This is a genomic window from Actinokineospora terrae, assembly GCF_900111175.1.
Lineage (GTDB): Bacteria > Actinomycetota > Actinomycetes > Mycobacteriales > Pseudonocardiaceae > Actinokineospora > Actinokineospora terrae.
The window spans coordinates 383,942-399,923 of sequence record NZ_FOGI01000008.1; the positions used below are offsets into that span (position 1 = coordinate 383,942).

The window sequence follows — 15,982 nt, forward strand, 5'->3', positions numbered from 1 at the left end:
TTGGCGAAGGTCAGGCCCGGCACGGCCAACCTCGATGACCCGTCGAGCGCGCCGAGTAGCGCGCCGTGAGAGAGGAACCATGGTGGCCACCCCTCTGTTCGGGCCGTCGCGCGGACGTGGGCGGATCGACATCGGACCGCTCGACGACGGGAGTGGTCGACCGTGCGGTTGATCCTGTCCGTTCTCCTCGTGGGGATCCTGCTCGCGATCCCTGCCGTCGTGATGGCGGACGCGGTGCTCGACCGAGAGGCACGCGACGATGCCGTCGCCAACGACCTCGGTACCCAGTTCCTCTGGCCGAAGCACCCACGGGTCGCCGATCCCGAGGTGGCGCTGCGGATCCTCGCGGAGGCGGCCACCGCGACCGGGTCCAACGTGCTGCGCACCACAGTGGACATCTCAGGCCGCAAGCACATCAGGCACTACATCTTCGTCAGCGGCGACCGGACCGCCCTGTTCGACGGGTTCACCCTCGCCGCAGGGCGCTGGCTGAACTCAGCTGAATCACGTGCCGGTTCGGCGACGGTCTCCTCGGTGCGCGCAGGCGAGGTGGACAACGTCGGCGTACCGGTGGTCTTCGGGGACCGGTACGAGCTCACGTTCGCACCGCTGGGGCGAGCCTTCGAATCCCTGCCCACCGCGGGTCGGTACACGGTCGAGTCCCCGGACCGGGACCGGTTCCTCACCCTGGTCGCACGGGGGCTCGTCGTGGCGGGTGTCGCTGGCGCGTCCCCCGCGAGTCTGACCTCCGATGTCAGGCCGACCCCTGTTGCCACACCCGGGGACGGGGACGTCCTCGCGTACATCCTCACCGGGTTGGCCACGTTCGTCCTCGCCGTCATCCTGCTCAGGGAAGGAAAGCGGATCGGCGTGTTCCGATCGGTCGGCTACCCGACGGCGCGGATCTTGTACCGGGTCGTCGGACGACCGCTGATCGCGTCGCTGCTGATCGGACTGGCGACCTGCCTGGTCGTCACAGCCGTCGTCCCCGGTGTCGACACAGTGTTCCTGCGCACCCTCGTCGTCGCCCTCGGCCGCGTGGTGCTGGTCGGCTTCGTGGCGACGACGGGCGTCGGGCTGGTCCTCGTCAACCGCGTGCGAATGTCGGACCTCATCAAAGGACGATTGCAGTGAACCAACCACTTCGGCGCGCGAACCGCGAGCGTGGCCACGCGTTCCCAGGTCTGGCGATCTTGGTGACGGCCGGGGTGAAAGCCGTCCTCGGGGCGGTGCTGACCGTCACGGTCGTGCTCGGGTGGCAGCAACTCGGCGACCTCGGGGAGCAGCTGGACCTCATGGCCCCCTGGGCGAAGGTGCAGGACTACGCGATCTTCTACCCCCGGCTGGTCGGGGACGACCTCCAGGAGCTGGAGAACGGCGGCGATGCGTCGTCGGTCGCGCAGGCACGCGACCTGTACCCCGTGCTGGAGGCGGCGGGGGGCATCTTCATCGACTCGGCCAACTACGAGCCCGGTGTGCTGCCACCACCGTCCTCGCCCTGGCCCGCGGCGCCGATCCTGGTGAACAACAACTACCTCCGGCAGTACCCGATCACTGATGCCACCGGGGCGACCATCGCCGTCCGGGATGACGAACAGGCATGGGTGGTCGCCGTGCCCGAGCAGTACAAGGCCCGGGAGGGCGAACTCAGGGAACTGCTTCGAGCCACTCGAACGGGTGATTCGGAGACAACCGGTGCGGTGCAGGCGGAAGAGCGGATCACCGGCACCCCCGCGCCCGAGCGGTTCGCCACCCAAGAGGTCCGCATCATCTGGACGGCTTCGGGACAGGATGTGTTCAGCTTCAACCCCGTGGTCAACCCCGACCGCGGGAACATGATCACCGATCCTGTCGTCCAGATCATGACACCCGCCAACAGCCTGGTCGTCGACCGGCTCAACTCGATCACCGGCGGTCTCGACACCGGGTTGAAGGTCCGCGTCGACGGCGACCCGGCGGGAGCCTTGGACCGCATCACACCGTTGCTCGAGCAGCTCGAGCTGGAGGACAACCTGAGACACCTGGTGACCTTCCACGAGGCTCTGGGCACGCAGATCAGCGCGCTGCGCGGTGCGCTCGCGCAGATCACGGCGGTTGCCTGCGGTGCGCTGCTGGTCGTGTTCGCGGTGAACACGACCGTCGTCGTCATCGGCTCCGACCGCCTGCGCAGGAAGCTCGCCGTGCGCAGGCTGCACGGCATCGGGGTCGCCCGGTCCTACCGCGAGCTGCTCCTCGTCCTCGCGGGCACCTGGCCGGTGCAGACCCTGCTCGCCGGAGGTGTGGTCGTGTGGCTGACGACGGAGACCGTGTCCGTGCCCGGCATCGAGCAGAACGCCTTCGGCCAGGTACCGGCACTGCTGGCCGTGGCCGCCACGACAGTGGCGGTCGAGGCACTGCTCTTGGGGGTGACCGCGAGTCTCGTGGAACGGCGGAACGCGGTCCGACGAGTGAAGGAGTTCTAGTCGTGGAGTTCTGTGGCGAGCTCCGGGGAGTCCGGAAGCAGTACGGTGACCGCCGGGTCCTGGATGGTTTCGACCTCCGGATCGGCGTGGGCGAGTTCATCGCCCTCACCGGCCCGAGCGGGTCGGGGAAGTCCACCGTGCTCAACATGATCGGGTTGCTGGAGGCCCCTGACGCGGGTGCGGTCTCGGTGCTCGGCGGCCGGGCGCCCGCGCCGCGCAGCCGCGCCGCGAACCTCTTGCGCCGAACCCGCTTGGGTTACCTGTTCCAGAACTTCGCGCTCATCGACAGCGAGTCGGTCGCGTACAACCTGGAAATCGCCCTGACCTACGCGGATCGGGGTGTCCCGAAGCGGCGGCGGATCGCCTGGGCGCTCGCGCAGGTAGGACTGCCGGGCGTGGAGCGCCGCAAGGTCTACTCCCTGTCCGGCGGTGAGCAGCAACGGATCGCCGTGGCACGGCTGCTGCTGAAGCCATGCGACATCGTCCTCGCGGACGAACCGACGGGCTCTCTCGACGCTGTGAACCGAGACATCGTGCTCGGCCTGCTCCACCAACTGCACGAGGCGGGCAAGACCGTGGTCATCGCCACGCACGACACGGCCGTGGCCGACAACTGCTCGCGGGTGGTGGACATGGCCGCGCAGCGCACGCCTGGATGTGGCCCGGAAGGGCGCGGGCAGTCTCTGGCAGGCTAGTCCGGCTGCGGGTCCAGGAACGGCGCGGCCTGCAAGCGGAAGAGGTCGGCGTAGGTGCCGCCCGGTTTGTCGACCAGGGTCGTGTGCGTACCGGTCTCCACCAGCCGTCCGCTGTCGAGGACCAGGATCTGGTCGGCGTGCCGGACGGTGGAGAAGCGGTGCGACACGTAGACGACGGTGCGGCGGTCGGAGAGGTCGGCGAGCCGGGTGAACAGGTCGGCCTCGGCCCGCGCGTCCAGTGCCGAGGACGGCTCGTCGAGCAGCAGCAGCGTGGCCTCGGGCCGCATGAACGCCCTGGCCAGTGCGACCCGCTGCCACTGCCCGCCCGAGAGTTCGGTGCCGCGGCCGAACCAGCGGCCCAGCATGGTTTCCATGCCGCCGGGCAGGCCCTTGAGGATCCGCAGCGCGTCGGCACCGGCCATCGCGGTGGTGACGGCCTTGGTGTCCTCGATCCGGTCGACAGCGCCGAGGCCGACGTTCTCCCGCACGGTGGCCTGGTAGGTGACGTAGTCCTGGAACATCGCCGCGGTCCGCGAGCGCAGCAGCGCCGGGTCGTAGGAGCACAGGTCGACGCCGTCGATCAATATCCGGCCCTCAGTCGGCTGGTAGAGGCCGCAGACCAGCTTGACCACTGTGGACTTCCCGGAGCCGTTGGTCCCAACCAGGGCCGTGGTCGCCCCGTCGGCGAGGTCGAAGCTGACCTCGCGCAGCGCCCACTCGGTGGCGTCGGGGTAGCGGAACGAGACGTTGTCGAAGGTGATCCGGGGCGCAGAGCCCCCGACCGGCAGGGCGCCAGCCGCCACCTGTGGCCGCACCGCGAGCAGCGCGAACAGCTGGTCGAGGTACAGGGTGCTCTCGTGCATCGTGGACAGTGCGGAGAAGATCGCCTGGATCGCGGCCTGCAGGGTAAGCGCCGCCGCGGTGTAGAGCATCAGGTCGCCGAGCGTCAGCCGCCCGTTCACCGCGGCCAAGGCGATGTACAGGTAGGTGCCCGCGCCGACCACCGTGCTCAGCGAGCCCCACAGGGCCGCGGCTGTCTGCCGCCGCCGCACCTGGGTGCGCAGCCGCTGGTAGTACCGGTCGCCGATGAGCCGGAAGCGGCTGGTCAGGTAGCCGCCGAGGCCGAGGAGCCGGACCTCCTTGGCGTACTGGTCGGTGGTGAGCAGCGTCGAGAGGTAGTCCATCCGCCGCCGAGCGGGCGCGGCGAGGGTGGAGAGCAGGAACGCCTGGGTGCCGTGCCGGGCGTCGGCGATGAACGCGGGCACCGGGGCGAGCAGGGCCAGCAGCGCCAGCCACGGGCTCACGGTCACCAGCAGCACCGCCAGGCCGGTGAACATGATCAGGTTCTGCAGGAGCCCGAACGCGCTGCTGACCATGCCGACCGGTCGGATCGCCGCCTCCTGCTGGGCTTGGCGCAGCAGGTCGTAGGACTTGCCCCGTTCGAAGAACGCCAGTTCGAGGCCCGCCGCGTGGTCCATGATCCGGGCCCGCACGTCCTGGGTCACCCGCTCCTGCAACAGCTGCTGGGTCCCCGAGCGCATCGCGGCGGCGATCCCACCGAGCTGCGCGGCGGTGAACTGGACGGCCACCAGCACCACGACCGCCGTGCCGGTCGGCATCGCGGGCAGGTCGAAGGCGAACCCGGGCAGCCGCACGTCCAACGGGCCACCGCCCTTGCCTGCCACCGCGGCCAGCACGGCGTTGACGAGCACGCGGACCGTGGCCGCGGTAACGACCGGGACCAGGCCCGCCACCACGATCGCCGCACCGAGCCACCCGGTCAGCCGCGCGTCGACTCCCCAGACCAGCCGCAGCACCCGGACCGTGCCCGCGAGCGCGGCGAACGGGCGTGCTCGGCCGCCGGGCGGTGGCGGTGCGGCCGCGCCGAGGTCGGGGTCGCCGGTGAGACCGCTGCCCGCAGCGTCGCCGCTGGATTTGGAAAACACGAACCGGACCGACATCGCTCTCCCAGGATTTCTGGTGTCCACCGTTCGGTCGCTGGACCGAATCCGCAACCGTACGCATACTTGCCGTCGTGGCGAGCCCGAGGATCATTCCCCGCGCGATTCTGTTCGGAAACCCGGACCGGCTGAGCCCGGCATTGTCGCCGGACGGTACGAGAATCGGCTTTGTCTCCCCTGTCGAGGGAATCCAGAATGTGTGGTGCGGTCCGCTCGGCGGGCCGTACACCGCGGTCACCGACGACCGCGGCCGGGGCGTGCACGTGTTCGCCTGGGCCCACGACGGCGTGCACCTGCTCTACACCCAGGACCGCGACGGCGACGAGAACACCCACCTGTACGCCGTGGACGTCACCGCCGCGACACCGGTTCCGCGCGACCTCACCCCCTACCCGCGCGTGCAGGCGCGGCTCATCGCCCTGCGCCCCGGCAGGCCGGGTCACGTGCTGGTCGGGATGAACCTGCGCGACCGCGCGGTGCACGACGCGTACCTGGTCGACATCGGCAGCGGCGAGGCCGAACCGGTGGCGTCCCGCCCCGGGGTGACGGCATGGACCGCCGACGCCGACCTGCGCCCCCTGGCCGCGGTGGAGACCAGGCCAGCCGACGGCCTCGCGGTGGTCGTGCGCGACCCCGACGGTTCCTGGCGCACGCTGCACGAGGTGGACCACGAGGACACCATGCTGCTGCGCGTCATCGGGTTCACCAGGTCGGGAACGCACCTGCTGCTGTTGTCCAGCAAGGGATCCCCAGCCACGAGACTGCTGCGCGTCGCCGTCGCGACCGGCGCGGCGGAGGTGCTCGCCGAGGACGCCAAGCACGACGTCGTCGGGGTGGGTACCGATCCGGACGGCGAAGCGCGCCTGGCCGTGGTGCGCCGGGAGCGCAGCCACGTCGAGGCGCTGCGCGCGGATGTCCGCCCCGACGTCGAGGCGCTGCTGGCCGCCCGCGCGGGCGAGGTCACCGTCCTCGGCGGTGACGACGCCGACCGCACCTGGCTGGTGCGCTACCTGGTCGACGACGGTCCCGCCGAGTTCCGCTGGTACGACCGCGCCACCAGGCGGACCACCCCGCTGTTCACCCACTCCACCGCACTCGAAGGACTGCCGCTCGTGCGCGTGGCGCCGTTCGCGTTCACCGCCCGCGATGGCCTGGAGATCAACGGCTACCTCACCTTCCCGTCGGGCGTACCGCGCCGGGGCCTGCCCACGGTCGTGGTGGTCCACGGCGGGCCGTGGACCCGCGACGTGTGGGGCCTGCGCGGCGAGACGCAGTGGTTCGCCAATCGCGGCTACCTGGCGGTGCAGGTCAACTTCCGCGGTTCCACCGGCTACGGCAAGGACTTCGTGAACGCGGGTGACCGCCAGTGGGGCGCGGCGATGCAGGACGACCTGCTCGACGCGGTGTCGCACGTTGTCAGCCGGGGTTGGGCCGACCCGGGACGGGTGGCGATCTACGGCGGCTCGTACGGCGGCTACGCGGCCCTGGTCGGTGTCACCACCACCCCGGAGGTCTTCCGCTGCGGTGTGGCCGTCGCCGCCCCGACCGACCTGCGCACCTTCCTGGCCGCGGTCCCCGGCAAGGAGCTCTCCGGCCTCACCCAGCGGTTGTGGCGCCGCGTCGGGCACCCGGTGCACGACGCGGACATGCTGTGGGCGCGGTCGCCGCTCTCGCGGATCGACCGGCTGCGGGTGCCGCTGCTGGTCGCCCACGGCGCCAACGACCCGCGGGTTCCCGCCGCGGAAGCGGAACAAGCGGTGGCCGTGCTGCGGGCCAAGGGGATCGACCACGAGTATCTGCTCTTCCCGGACGAAGGACACGCGTTCACCAGGCCGCGCAACCGGTTGGCGTTCTACGCCGCCGCCGAGCGGTTCCTCGCCCGGCACCTCGGCGGACGAGCCGAGGAGCCGGGCGAGGCGGCGGTCACCCGACCGTGAGGAGGCCCTCGCGGACGAGGGTTTCCACGAGCACCACGCGGCCGGGGGAGTCCAAGCCGCCGGGCAGGTCGCGCGGGGTGAACGGGTCGCGCGCCGCCGAGATGTACCGCACCTGCTCGCCCACCCGCGCGGGGAGGCTGATCCGCTTGCCGTGGAAGCGCAGGTGGATCTGGTCGGTGTCGGCCTCGACCGCACACCGCACCTGTTCGCGCCTGCGGACCGTGGTCTCCCCGTCCAACGACCGGACGGCCTCCAGGTCGAGCAGGTGCCCGCGCAGATCCGGGCGCCTGCCCACTTCCGCGACCCGCGCTGCCCGGTCGAGCAGCTCGGCCGGGTCGGCCAGCGATCGCACCAGGTCCAACAGCTCGACCAGGGCCGATGTGGCGGCCGCCCTGGCATCGGGGTCGGTGAAGGCACCAGCGGGCACCGCCCGGCGCAGCCGCTCGTCCCGCTCGACCGCGGTCGCCACCGCGTCGCGCACGACCGAGGCCCAAAGCACCGGCAACACCCCGATGGTCAGGTGCAGCGACGCCTCGTCACCCGAGGTCGCGTCGTGCACGCAGCCGCGCGGCATGTAGAACACGTCGCCCGGCCGCATGACGAAGCGGTCGACCGGTTCGCCGGGGTCCGGGCCGGTGCGGTGGCGGGCGTAGGACTGGCCGTGCATCGGCAGCGGGTACGGCGAGTCGTAGATCCGCCAGTGCTTGCTACCTGACACCTGGACCACGAACACGTCGTGGGTGTCGAAGTGCGGAGTCAGGCCCCGCGCGCCCGGCGGGGTCAGGTAGACGTTGACCTGGATCCGCGCGTCCAGGTCGGCGGCCAGCGCCGAGCAGAGCTCCCGCAGCGGCGGCCACCGTTCGTCGAGGAACTTCATCACGACGGTGGAACCCTTGCGGTAGCAGTCGTAGAGCAGCTCCAGCGCCGTCGCGTCACCGGGCGCGGCCAGCTCGGCGACCGGCGTCTCCCTGCCGTCGGCGACCACCCGCAGGTCGGCTGAGCGGATGCTCGACTGGGCCAGGATCGTGTCCACGTCGGCGAGGTCGAGCGGCACCGGTTTGCCCGGCGCGCCCGCCGGGATGTGGACGTGCGCCCGCTCGAGGTACTCGGCGCGGAACCGGTCGACCTCGATGGGAGCCACGAGTGCGGAGAGACCCGGGGAGGGCTCGAGCGCGGCCCTCCCCGGTTCGAGCGTCTCCGACATCAGAGAACGGGGTCCGACGGGTCGTTGTCGGCGATCACGAGGACCGGGTCGGAGGGGTCGTTGTCGGCGATGACGAAGTCCGACGACGTCGGCGGCGTCCTGGTGACCTCGACGTCGTCGGCACCAAGCGAGAACTCTTCGGGCATGGTTTTCCCCACTTCGTTTAGTCCGTGTGGTGGGATGGACATCCGCACGGGAAATCGGATGCCGGTCGATTCTCTTGACCGCTCGTGGGCTCCGTCAACCATGATCGACGGTAAATCACGCGATTGGAGCAGAACAGGTTCAATGGAGATGCTCGTCCGTTCCAAAAGAAGCCGAACCCATTCTGTCGGCGTTATTCCGACCCTGTTCGGCACCTGTTTCGCGGCACCTCCGTCCAGGCGACGCCCGCGTCGATGAGGATGCGCCGGAGTTGGCTGCGGCTGACCTCGATGCCCAGCGAGCGGGCCGCCGTGGTGAGCCGGGAGAGCGTCCACGCCTGCGCACCTCCGTCGGCGGCCAACCGGACCAGCCGGGAGCGGTCCGCTTGGGTCAGCTGCGGTGGCCGACCGGACTTCGGCAGGTCGGACAAACCGTCGATGCCGTCGGTGTCGAACCGGCGCAGCCAGGCCCGCACGGTGCGCGGACTGAGCCCGACCTGCTCGGCGATGTCGTCTGTGGACGCACCCGCCCAGCTCAGCGTGATGATCTGGGCGCGTTGGCCCAGCCAGCGCGGCACCGTGCGGGAGGCGGACAGCTTGCGCAGCAACCGTTCCTCCTCACCGTCGCGGGCGGGTCTGGCGAACTTGCGTACCCCCATCGCGGCCCCCATGGCTCGCGGCCCCTACTTCTGGACCGATGACGTGGTTGGTCGACACCGTGCTCACACCGCGGCGAGCGCCTCGGTGGGGCTCAGCCGGGCGGCGCGGCCCGCCGGGTAGAGCCCGGCGGCGATCCCGGTGCCCACCGCGGCGGCGAGCCCGGCGCCGACCGCGGTCCACGGCAGGGTCACCGGCAGGCCGCGGGCGAGCGAGTAGCCGACGCACACCGCGATCCCCACCACGACGCCGATCACCCCGCCGAGAGCCGAGAGCACCGCCGACTCGGCGAGGAACTGCGCGCGGATGTGCCGCCGGGTCGCGCCGAGCGAGCGGCGCATCCCGATCTCACCGCGCCGCTCCAGCACCGAGATGATCATCGTGTTGGCCACCCCGATGCCGCCGACGAGCAGCGCCACCGCGCCCAGCCCGAGGAACAGCTGGTCGAAGGCGGACCGGGTGGCCAGCTGCGCGGTCAGCGCGTCCGATGGCCTGCTGACCGCCACGTTCTGCGGGTTCTCCGGGTTGGCCGTGGCCGCGAGCACCTGACGGACACCCGCGACCGCCTCGTCCGCTGACCGCTCGTAGATGGTCGTCGGATGCCCGCTGAAGCCGAGGTCGGTCTGGGCGACCGGCCAGCCGACCAGCGCGGCGCGGTCGACTTCGGGTGCCAGCGGCAGCGGGGCCAGCAGCCCGACCACGGTGAACCAGCGCTCGCCGAGGTAGACCTGGTCACCGACCGAGCCGACGCCGAGCCTGCTCGCGGCCACCGCGCCGAGCACGACCGCCGGGTAGCGTTCGGTCGCCGGGCTCAGGTACGAGCCCGCGGTGACCGAGCCGCCGAGCGTGTCGAGCAGGTCCAGCCGCGCGGCCAGCACCGCGATGCCGTTGGTGTCGTCGGGATCGATCTTGTCGGTGCGCCGCACCGAGTGGCCGCCGACGGCGCCGACCGCGCTCACCGACCGCACGCCCTCGATCCGGCTCACCATGGCCACGGACTCGACCGGCAGCTCGGTCTGCCCGCCGAAGAGGTCGCGGCCGGGTGCGACGGTGAGCATGTTGGTGCCCAGGCTGCTGATCTGCGCGATGAGCCCCGCCTGGCTCGCGGCGCTGATGCCGAGGACGGCGACCATCGCGGTCACCCCGACCGCGATGCCCAGCAGCGAGAGCACGGCCCGCGCGGGCCTGCCCCGCAGGCCCGAGGTGCTCTCCCGCCCCAGGTCCGACACCCGCATGGCCGAGGGCGGTGGTTGCCGCGTCGGCGCGCTCACCCGGCACCACCGGACACCGCGGCGGAGTCGGCGACCACGGCCCCGTCCCGGATCCGCACCCGCCGGGGCAGCCGGTCCGCGACATCGGTGTCGTGCGTGATGACCACGATCGTGGTTCCCTCCCGGTTGAGCTGGTGCAGCAGGTCGAGCACGACGGCGCCGGAGGCGGAGTCGAGGTTGCCGGTCGGCTCGTCGGCCAGCACGATCGCCGGATCGGCGACCAGTGCGCGCGCGATGGCGACCCGCTGCCGCTCGCCGCCGGACATCCGTGCCGGCCGGTGGTCGAGCCGGTGACCGAGCCCGACCCGGTCGAGCACCTCGGCCGCGCGCCGCCGCCGCCTGCCGCGCGGTACCCCCTGGTACACCAGCCCCTGTGCGACGTTGTCCACAGCGGACAGCGTCGCGCCGAGGAAGAACTGCTGGAAGACGAAGCCGATCCAGTGCGCGCGCATCGCCGAGAGCGTGCCGTCGCTGACCTCGGACAGGTCGAGCCCGAGCACCCGCACGGTTCCGCTGGTCGGTGTGTCGAGCGTGCCCATCAGGTGCAGCAGCGTGCTCTTGCCCGAGCCGGACGGCCCGACGATGGCCACCAGTTCGCCCTTGCGCACCGTCAGCGAGACATCGGTGAGCGCGGGGACCCCACCGCGGTAGACCTTGCCGACCTGGCTTGCCGTGATCATCTCGGTCACCGCGCGGGCACCTGCACCCTCGTACCCGCGCTCAGCCCAGGTGCCTCGACCTCGACCTGCCCGGTCGCGAAGAACCCCAGCCGCACCACGACCCGCCGCGAGTCCCACGCCCCGTCCGGTCGGGTCTCGACCACGTCGACGGCGTAGTCGCCGCTGGGCATCGCCAGCAGGGCCACCAGCGGCACGGCGAGCACGTCGCGGTGGGTGTCACTGGTGAACTCCACCGACACCGGGGCACCGTCGAGGGTGCCCGCCGCCTCGGGTCGGTCGAGGGTGATCCGCACCGGCAGCGTCGCGGCGACGGCGCCGTCGCCCGCTGCCGGTTCGCGCGGTGCGGACGTGGCGACGGTGCCGATCGAGGCGACCTTGCCCGGGGTCGTCTCCCCCGTGGGCAGCAGGACCCGCACGGCAGCACCCACCACCGCGAGCCCTTGCTGGGCGACGGCCAGGTCGACGGTCACCACCCGAGCGGTGCTGGACGCGGTGGCGACCACGGCGGGCAGCGCGCCACCGAGGGTTGCCCGCACCTCGACCACCCGCAGGTCCGATGGGGCCACCACGACCTCCCCCGGGCGGATCTTGCGAGTCTCGGCCAGCCCGAGCCGCTCCTGCCAGAGCGCGACGGCGTCACCGACGGCGGCGGAGAAGTGGTCGCTGTCGGCGTTCAGGTTCCGTGCCACCCCCAGCGCACGCAGGTTCGCGCGCAACAGCCGGACGTCCGGTCCGTCGTCGACGCCCTCAGCCAGCTCCCGCCACAGCGGCGTGTCGCCGTGCAGCAGCGGGACCGGGCGGTTGTCCACGGCGTAGACGCGCTCTCCCAGCCGCACCACGGCGCCTGGCGCGGGCAACCAGGTCGCGATCCCGCTACCGGGAGCAGCGGGCACCGGGACGCTGCCGTCGAACCCCAGCCTGCCCTCGGCCCGCGTGCTCTGCACCAGGTCGGTGCGCACGACCTCGGCCGTGGGCGGAACGGGCCTGGCGCCCGCGACGGCGGCGGGCCGGTCCGGCCGGAGCACCACGAACGCCACGGCGCCGACCACCAGCACCCCGGCCACGACCAGCACCCACCACCGGCCTCGGCCACCCTCAGCCGCCACTGGTCGGCCCGCCCGACTCGAACTGGCGGGACACCTCGCGGCGGCAGTCCTGCACCGCCTGCATGGCCTTGGGGTCCTTGGCGTCCACGTTCAGCTGCAGCGGCTGCCCTGGCGCAGGGTCCTGCACCTGCACGCCCTTGCTGCGCAGGCAGCGCGCCGTGGCGAGGGCGCGGTCCTGCTGCTGGGGGTCGTCGGGGTTCTTGCCGCTGCCCTGGCCGAGCAAGTGCCTGCACCTGTCGACCGCGGCGCCCATCGCCGGGTCGGTCTTGGCCCGGGCGGGCAGCTCGACGGTCTGCGCCCCCGGTGGCGGGTCGGGCAGCTCGAAACCCTGGTCGCGCACGCACTGGGTGAACCGGACCGGGCCGTCGGCGGCGACGGCGGTCGTCGTGGTCGGCGGCGATCCGCCGGAGTCCGGCGAACACGCCGCCGCGGTCGCGAGGAGCACCAGGCCCGCGACGCGGAGGGACAACGGAGTCAAGGTGAGCACCTTTCAGCGGGAGAGCGCGCGAATCCCGTGCGCTGTCCATAGCTCTAACGAAGTAGCCCTATCCCCGGCGTCACGGTTGACCGATACACTTGTGAAACACCGTCTTCGCTACCGTGACCCGGGTCGGGCGAGGGAGGTCTGGGAACGTGCGGGTGCTCGTCGTCGAGGACGAACCGGCGCTGGCCGAGGTGATCGCCGAGGGGCTGCGCAAGCACGCGCTCGCCGTTGACGTGGCGCTCTCGGGCACCGAGGCGCTCGACCGGCTCGCGGTGAACCGGTACGCCGTGGTGGTGCTCGACCGCGACCTGCCCGGCGTGCACGGCGACGAGGTGTGCAGGCGGATCGTGGCGGGCCACGGCGCCAGCCGGGTGCTGATGTTGACCGCCGCGGCGAGCAAGCGGGACCTGATCGGTGGACTGTCACTCGGCGCGGACGACTACCTGGCCAAGCCGTTCGACTTCGACGAACTGGTCGCCAGGGTGCGCGCGCTCGGCCGCCGCCCGGCCGGGGTGGTCTCCCCCGTGCTGCGCCACGGCGACCTCGAGGTGGACGTGCCCCGGCACCAAGCGGTCCGGAGTGGACGGTTCCTCGCGCTGTCCAGGAAGGAGTTCGCGGTCCTGGAGATGCTGCTCGGCGCCCGGGGTGGCGTGGTCAGCGCGGAGAGCCTGTTGGAGAGCGTGTGGGACGAGAACGCCGATCCGTTCACCAACGCGGTGCGGATCACGATCAGCAGGCTGCGGGCGAAACTGGGCGACCCGCCGCTCATCGCGACCGTGCCCGGCGTCGGCTACCGGATCTGACCCGCTCCCGCAGTGGTGTCCGCCTGCGCCTGACACTGCTCTACGGCGGCCTGTGCTTGGCGTCGTGCGTGGTGCTGCTGGGCGTGGTGTTCGTGCTGTCCGGGCACAGCCTCGCGGGCAGCGTCGAGGTCGTCATCCGCGACGCGATCGCCGGTGAGCGGCGCACGAACGTGACAGTGGTGCCGAAGCAGGCCGTCCGCGACACCGCGCAGGGCGCACCGCTGACCCCGGCCCAGATCACCAGCCTGGCGCAGGAGATCCAGGCCGACGCGCTCGACCAGCTGGTCGCGGCGTCGGCGGTGGCCGTGGGGGTGATGGTCCTGTTCGCCTCCGTGGTCGGCTGGTGGGCCGCCGGGCGTGTGCTGCGGCCGCTGCACACGATCACCACGCAGGCGCGCGGGATGTCGGCCCGCAACATCCACGAGCGCATCGCCCTCGACGGCCCACCGGACGAACTGCGCGACCTGGCCGACACCTTCGACGGCATGCTCGACCGGCTGGACCGGGCATTCACCAGCCAGCGGCGGTTCGTGGCCAACGCCTCGCACGAGTTGCGCACACCGCTGGCGATCGAACGGGCGATCATCCAGGTCCGGCTGTCCTCGGCCGGTCCAGCCGACATCGAGGCGGTGTGCGCGGACCTCTTGGCGGCCAACCGCCGCCTGGACCGACTGCTGGAAGGGCTGCTGCTGCTGGCGCGCAGCGACAACGGACTGCCGGAGCGACACCCGGTGGACACCGCCCAGGTGGCTTCCCGGGTCGTGGAACAGGCCCTGGCGGCTCCACCGCCTGGCACGCCGGTCGGCGTGCGCGGATCGGTGTCCACCGCGGCGCTCGTCGTGCCAGGGGACGAGGTGCTGCTGACCCAGCTCGTGGACAACCTGGTGCGCAACGCGATGCTGTACAACGTTGCCGGGGGTTGGTTCCACGTCGAGGTCGGCGACGGGGCCGTCGTGGTCTCCAACAGCGGACGGGTGGTCGAGGCGGACAGCGTGGACAGCCTGTTCGAACCGTTCAACCGGGGCACTGCGGAACGACTCGCCTCGCGCACCGGGGCCGGGCTCGGCCTGGCGATCGTCAAGTCCATCGTGGAGGCACACGACGGCGCGGTCGCGGCGAGTGCTCGGCCAGGAGGCGGCCTGGACGTGACGGTCTCCCTACCTGCGTCGACGCCCTGACCGGCGGGACCACCGAACCCGCCGACCTCGGGTACGCCCGAGTGGTCCGTATCGATCACTCCGACCAACACCGGTGCCCGGCGGCCGACGAGCACGGCCGGACCGCGAGCGGAGGCGTCGCGACGGCGTGCGGCTCACCGCCGCTGTGAGGTCTGCCGGGACCCATCACGAGTTGTCATGGGTGGTGATCGGGAAACGTTGTTGGACGTGGCCGTGGGTGGTGGGTGAGGGTGGGTGGGTGACTGACTCGCCGGGGGTTTGGGTGCCGGGGCCGCGTGGGGCTTTGGGGGTGGGGGTGGGGTTGGAGCCTGGGCGGTTGCGGGCGGCGTTCGGGGCGTTTCCCAGTGGGGTCGTGGCGGTGGCGGCTCGGGTCGAGAGGCGGGTGGTGGGGTTGGTGGCCAGCTCGTTCACCTCCGTGTCGCTGGAGCCGCCGTTGGTGTCGTTCTCGATCAGCACGGCGTCGCGGACCTGGCCGGAGTTGCAGCGGGCCGATCACGTGGGGGTGACGGTGTTGGCGGATCACCACGACCTGGTGGCGCGGCAGTTGGCCGGGCCTGCGGAGAAGCGGTTCGAGGGGATCGAGACGACCTCGGGGCCGGAAGGCGCGGTGACGCTCACCGAGGGGGTGGCCTGGTTCGACACGACGATCGAGCGGCACATCGAGGCCGGGGACCACACGATCGTCCTCTTGCGACTGCACGCGGTGGCGCACGTGGAGCACCCGCTGCCGTTGGTGTTCCACCGGAGTCGGTTCGGCCTCAACCGGTGACGCGGTTGACCCGGGCCGCGGTGATGCCGGGGATCGAGGTGGCCAGGACCTCGGCGACGTGGTGGTCGGTGGGGTCGTCGTGCGTGTCCGTGATCGTGGCGGTGCCGTCGGTCACGTCGACCGTCCAGCGGGTGGGGTCGCCGTAGAGGGTCAGGCGGTGGCGCAGGGCCGTGGCGAGGGCTTTGTCGTCGCGGGTCAGCAGGTGGAGCAGGTCGGAGCGGGTTGTGATGCCCACCAGGCGATCGCCCGCGACGATGGGGAGGGCGCGGAGGGCGTTGTCGCGCATGGCGGCGACCAGGTCGGCGATGTCGGTGCCCGCGTCGGCGCTGGGAGCGGGGGTGGTCATGATCCCGGCGACGGTGTTCGGGGGTGGCGCCTCGGCGGGGTGCAGGTGGCGGAAGCGGGGGTCGCGGGGGAAGCGGTCGCGGACGATGTCGGCCTCGGTGACGACGCCGAGGAGCCTACCGTCGTCGGAAACCACCGGCAGGGTGGTGAAACCGCGGGAATCCAGCAGTTCGGCGGCGTGCTTCACGGTCGTCGACGGGGTCACCGTGACCACCGGGCTGGTCATGACGTCGCAGGCGCGCATGGCGGACCTCCTCGTTCGGCGTGATCTCCACGCTAGACGTCCG

General features: G+C 71.7%; 16 protein-coding genes. 7 read left to right on the forward strand and 9 right to left on the reverse strand.

Annotated features, from left to right (window positions below; all coding sequences use genetic code 11):
- Window positions 1-162 precede the first annotated feature (162 nt).
- From BMY07_RS20565 to BMY07_RS20575, 3 genes are read left to right on the forward strand one after another with little or no spacing between them, the layout of a single operon-like run.
- Entirely contained in the window at window positions 163-1,134 is a 972-nt protein-coding gene (locus BMY07_RS20565; RefSeq protein WP_092780875.1) for a hypothetical protein, read from the forward strand.
- On the forward strand, window positions 1,131-2,462 hold the full coding sequence (locus BMY07_RS20570) for a hypothetical protein (RefSeq protein WP_092780878.1): 1,332 nt from the start codon (window positions 1,131-1,133) through the stop codon (window positions 2,460-2,462). The genes BMY07_RS20565 and BMY07_RS20570 overlap by 4 nt, the downstream gene beginning before the upstream one ends.
- A 2-nt stretch (window positions 2,463-2,464) precedes the next feature.
- Window positions 2,465-3,157, forward strand: coding sequence for an ABC transporter ATP-binding protein (locus BMY07_RS20575; protein WP_092780881.1), 693 nt, complete (start codon window positions 2,465-2,467; stop codon window positions 3,155-3,157).
- Here the strand turns inward: BMY07_RS20575 and BMY07_RS20580 are convergent.
- A complete protein-coding gene (locus BMY07_RS20580; RefSeq protein WP_092780884.1) occupies window positions 3,154-5,118 on the reverse strand; it encodes an ABC transporter ATP-binding protein in 1,965 nt (654 codons plus the stop codon). The two genes, BMY07_RS20575 and BMY07_RS20580, sit on opposite strands and share 4 nt — an antisense overlap.
- Before the next feature lie 197 nt (window positions 5,119-5,315).
- Here BMY07_RS20580 and BMY07_RS20585 point away from each other — a divergent pair, with 197 nt between their 5' ends.
- Window positions 5,316-7,055: a S9 family peptidase gene (locus BMY07_RS20585; protein ID WP_218150701.1), complete on the forward strand. Its 1,740-nt coding sequence runs from the start codon at window positions 5,316-5,318 to the stop codon at window positions 7,053-7,055.
- Here BMY07_RS20585 and BMY07_RS20590 read toward each other — a convergent pair.
- From BMY07_RS20590 to BMY07_RS20615, 7 genes are all read right to left on the reverse strand, one after another.
- On the reverse strand, window positions 7,042-8,259 hold the full coding sequence (locus tag BMY07_RS20590) for a cupin domain-containing protein (protein ID WP_092780887.1): 1,218 nt from the start codon (window positions 8,257-8,259) through the stop codon (window positions 7,042-7,044). The two genes, BMY07_RS20585 and BMY07_RS20590, sit on opposite strands and share 14 nt — an antisense overlap.
- Window positions 8,259-8,405 (reverse strand): hypothetical protein, encoded by a 147-nt coding sequence (locus tag BMY07_RS34445; RefSeq protein WP_177215671.1) that lies wholly within the window; start codon window positions 8,403-8,405, stop codon window positions 8,259-8,261. The genes BMY07_RS20590 and BMY07_RS34445 overlap by 1 nt, the downstream gene beginning before the upstream one ends.
- A 191-nt stretch (window positions 8,406-8,596) precedes the next feature.
- On the reverse strand, window positions 8,597-9,061 hold the full coding sequence (locus tag BMY07_RS20595; RefSeq protein ID WP_177215672.1) for a helix-turn-helix domain-containing protein: 465 nt from the start codon (window positions 9,059-9,061) through the stop codon (window positions 8,597-8,599).
- Between the two features lie 63 nt (window positions 9,062-9,124).
- Entirely contained in the window at window positions 9,125-10,330 is a 1,206-nt protein-coding gene (locus BMY07_RS20600; protein ID WP_245782517.1) for an ABC transporter permease, read from the reverse strand.
- The gene (locus tag BMY07_RS20605; RefSeq protein WP_218150702.1) at window positions 10,327-11,019 is read right to left on the reverse strand and encodes an ABC transporter ATP-binding protein; all 693 of its coding nucleotides are present in this window, start codon (window positions 11,017-11,019) and stop codon (window positions 10,327-10,329) included. The genes BMY07_RS20600 and BMY07_RS20605 overlap by 4 nt, the downstream gene beginning before the upstream one ends.
- Complete coding sequence (locus BMY07_RS20610; protein WP_143073565.1) at window positions 11,016-12,074, reverse strand: efflux RND transporter periplasmic adaptor subunit; 1,059 nt, start codon at window positions 12,072-12,074, stop codon at window positions 11,016-11,018. The genes BMY07_RS20605 and BMY07_RS20610 overlap by 4 nt, the downstream gene beginning before the upstream one ends.
- Before the next feature lie 31 nt (window positions 12,075-12,105).
- Window positions 12,106-12,594 (reverse strand): hypothetical protein, encoded by a 489-nt coding sequence (locus BMY07_RS20615; RefSeq protein WP_143073566.1) that lies wholly within the window; start codon window positions 12,592-12,594, stop codon window positions 12,106-12,108.
- A gap of 155 nt (window positions 12,595-12,749) precedes the next feature.
- Here BMY07_RS20615 and BMY07_RS20620 point away from each other — a divergent pair, with 155 nt between their 5' ends.
- From BMY07_RS20620 to BMY07_RS35490, 3 genes are all read left to right on the forward strand, one after another.
- Entirely contained in the window at window positions 12,750-13,403 is a 654-nt protein-coding gene (locus BMY07_RS20620) for a response regulator transcription factor (RefSeq protein WP_092780903.1), read from the forward strand.
- A gap of 56 nt (window positions 13,404-13,459) precedes the next feature.
- Window positions 13,460-14,581, forward strand: coding sequence for an ATP-binding protein (locus BMY07_RS20625; RefSeq protein ID WP_218150703.1), 1,122 nt, complete (start codon window positions 13,460-13,462; stop codon window positions 14,579-14,581).
- Between the two features lie 295 nt (window positions 14,582-14,876).
- Window positions 14,877-15,350 carry a flavin reductase family protein gene (locus BMY07_RS35490; protein WP_281245079.1) on the forward strand — a complete coding sequence of 158 codons (474 nt, stop codon included), beginning with the start codon at window positions 14,877-14,879 and terminating at the stop codon, window positions 15,348-15,350.
- On the opposite strand, the gene BMY07_RS20635 is transcribed toward BMY07_RS35490, so the two are convergent.
- Window positions 15,340-15,939, reverse strand: a complete 600-nt coding sequence (locus tag BMY07_RS20635) for a CBS domain-containing protein (RefSeq protein ID WP_092780909.1) — start codon at window positions 15,937-15,939, stop codon at window positions 15,340-15,342. The two genes, BMY07_RS35490 and BMY07_RS20635, sit on opposite strands and share 11 nt — an antisense overlap.
- Between the last annotated feature and the right edge of the window lie 43 nt (window positions 15,940-15,982).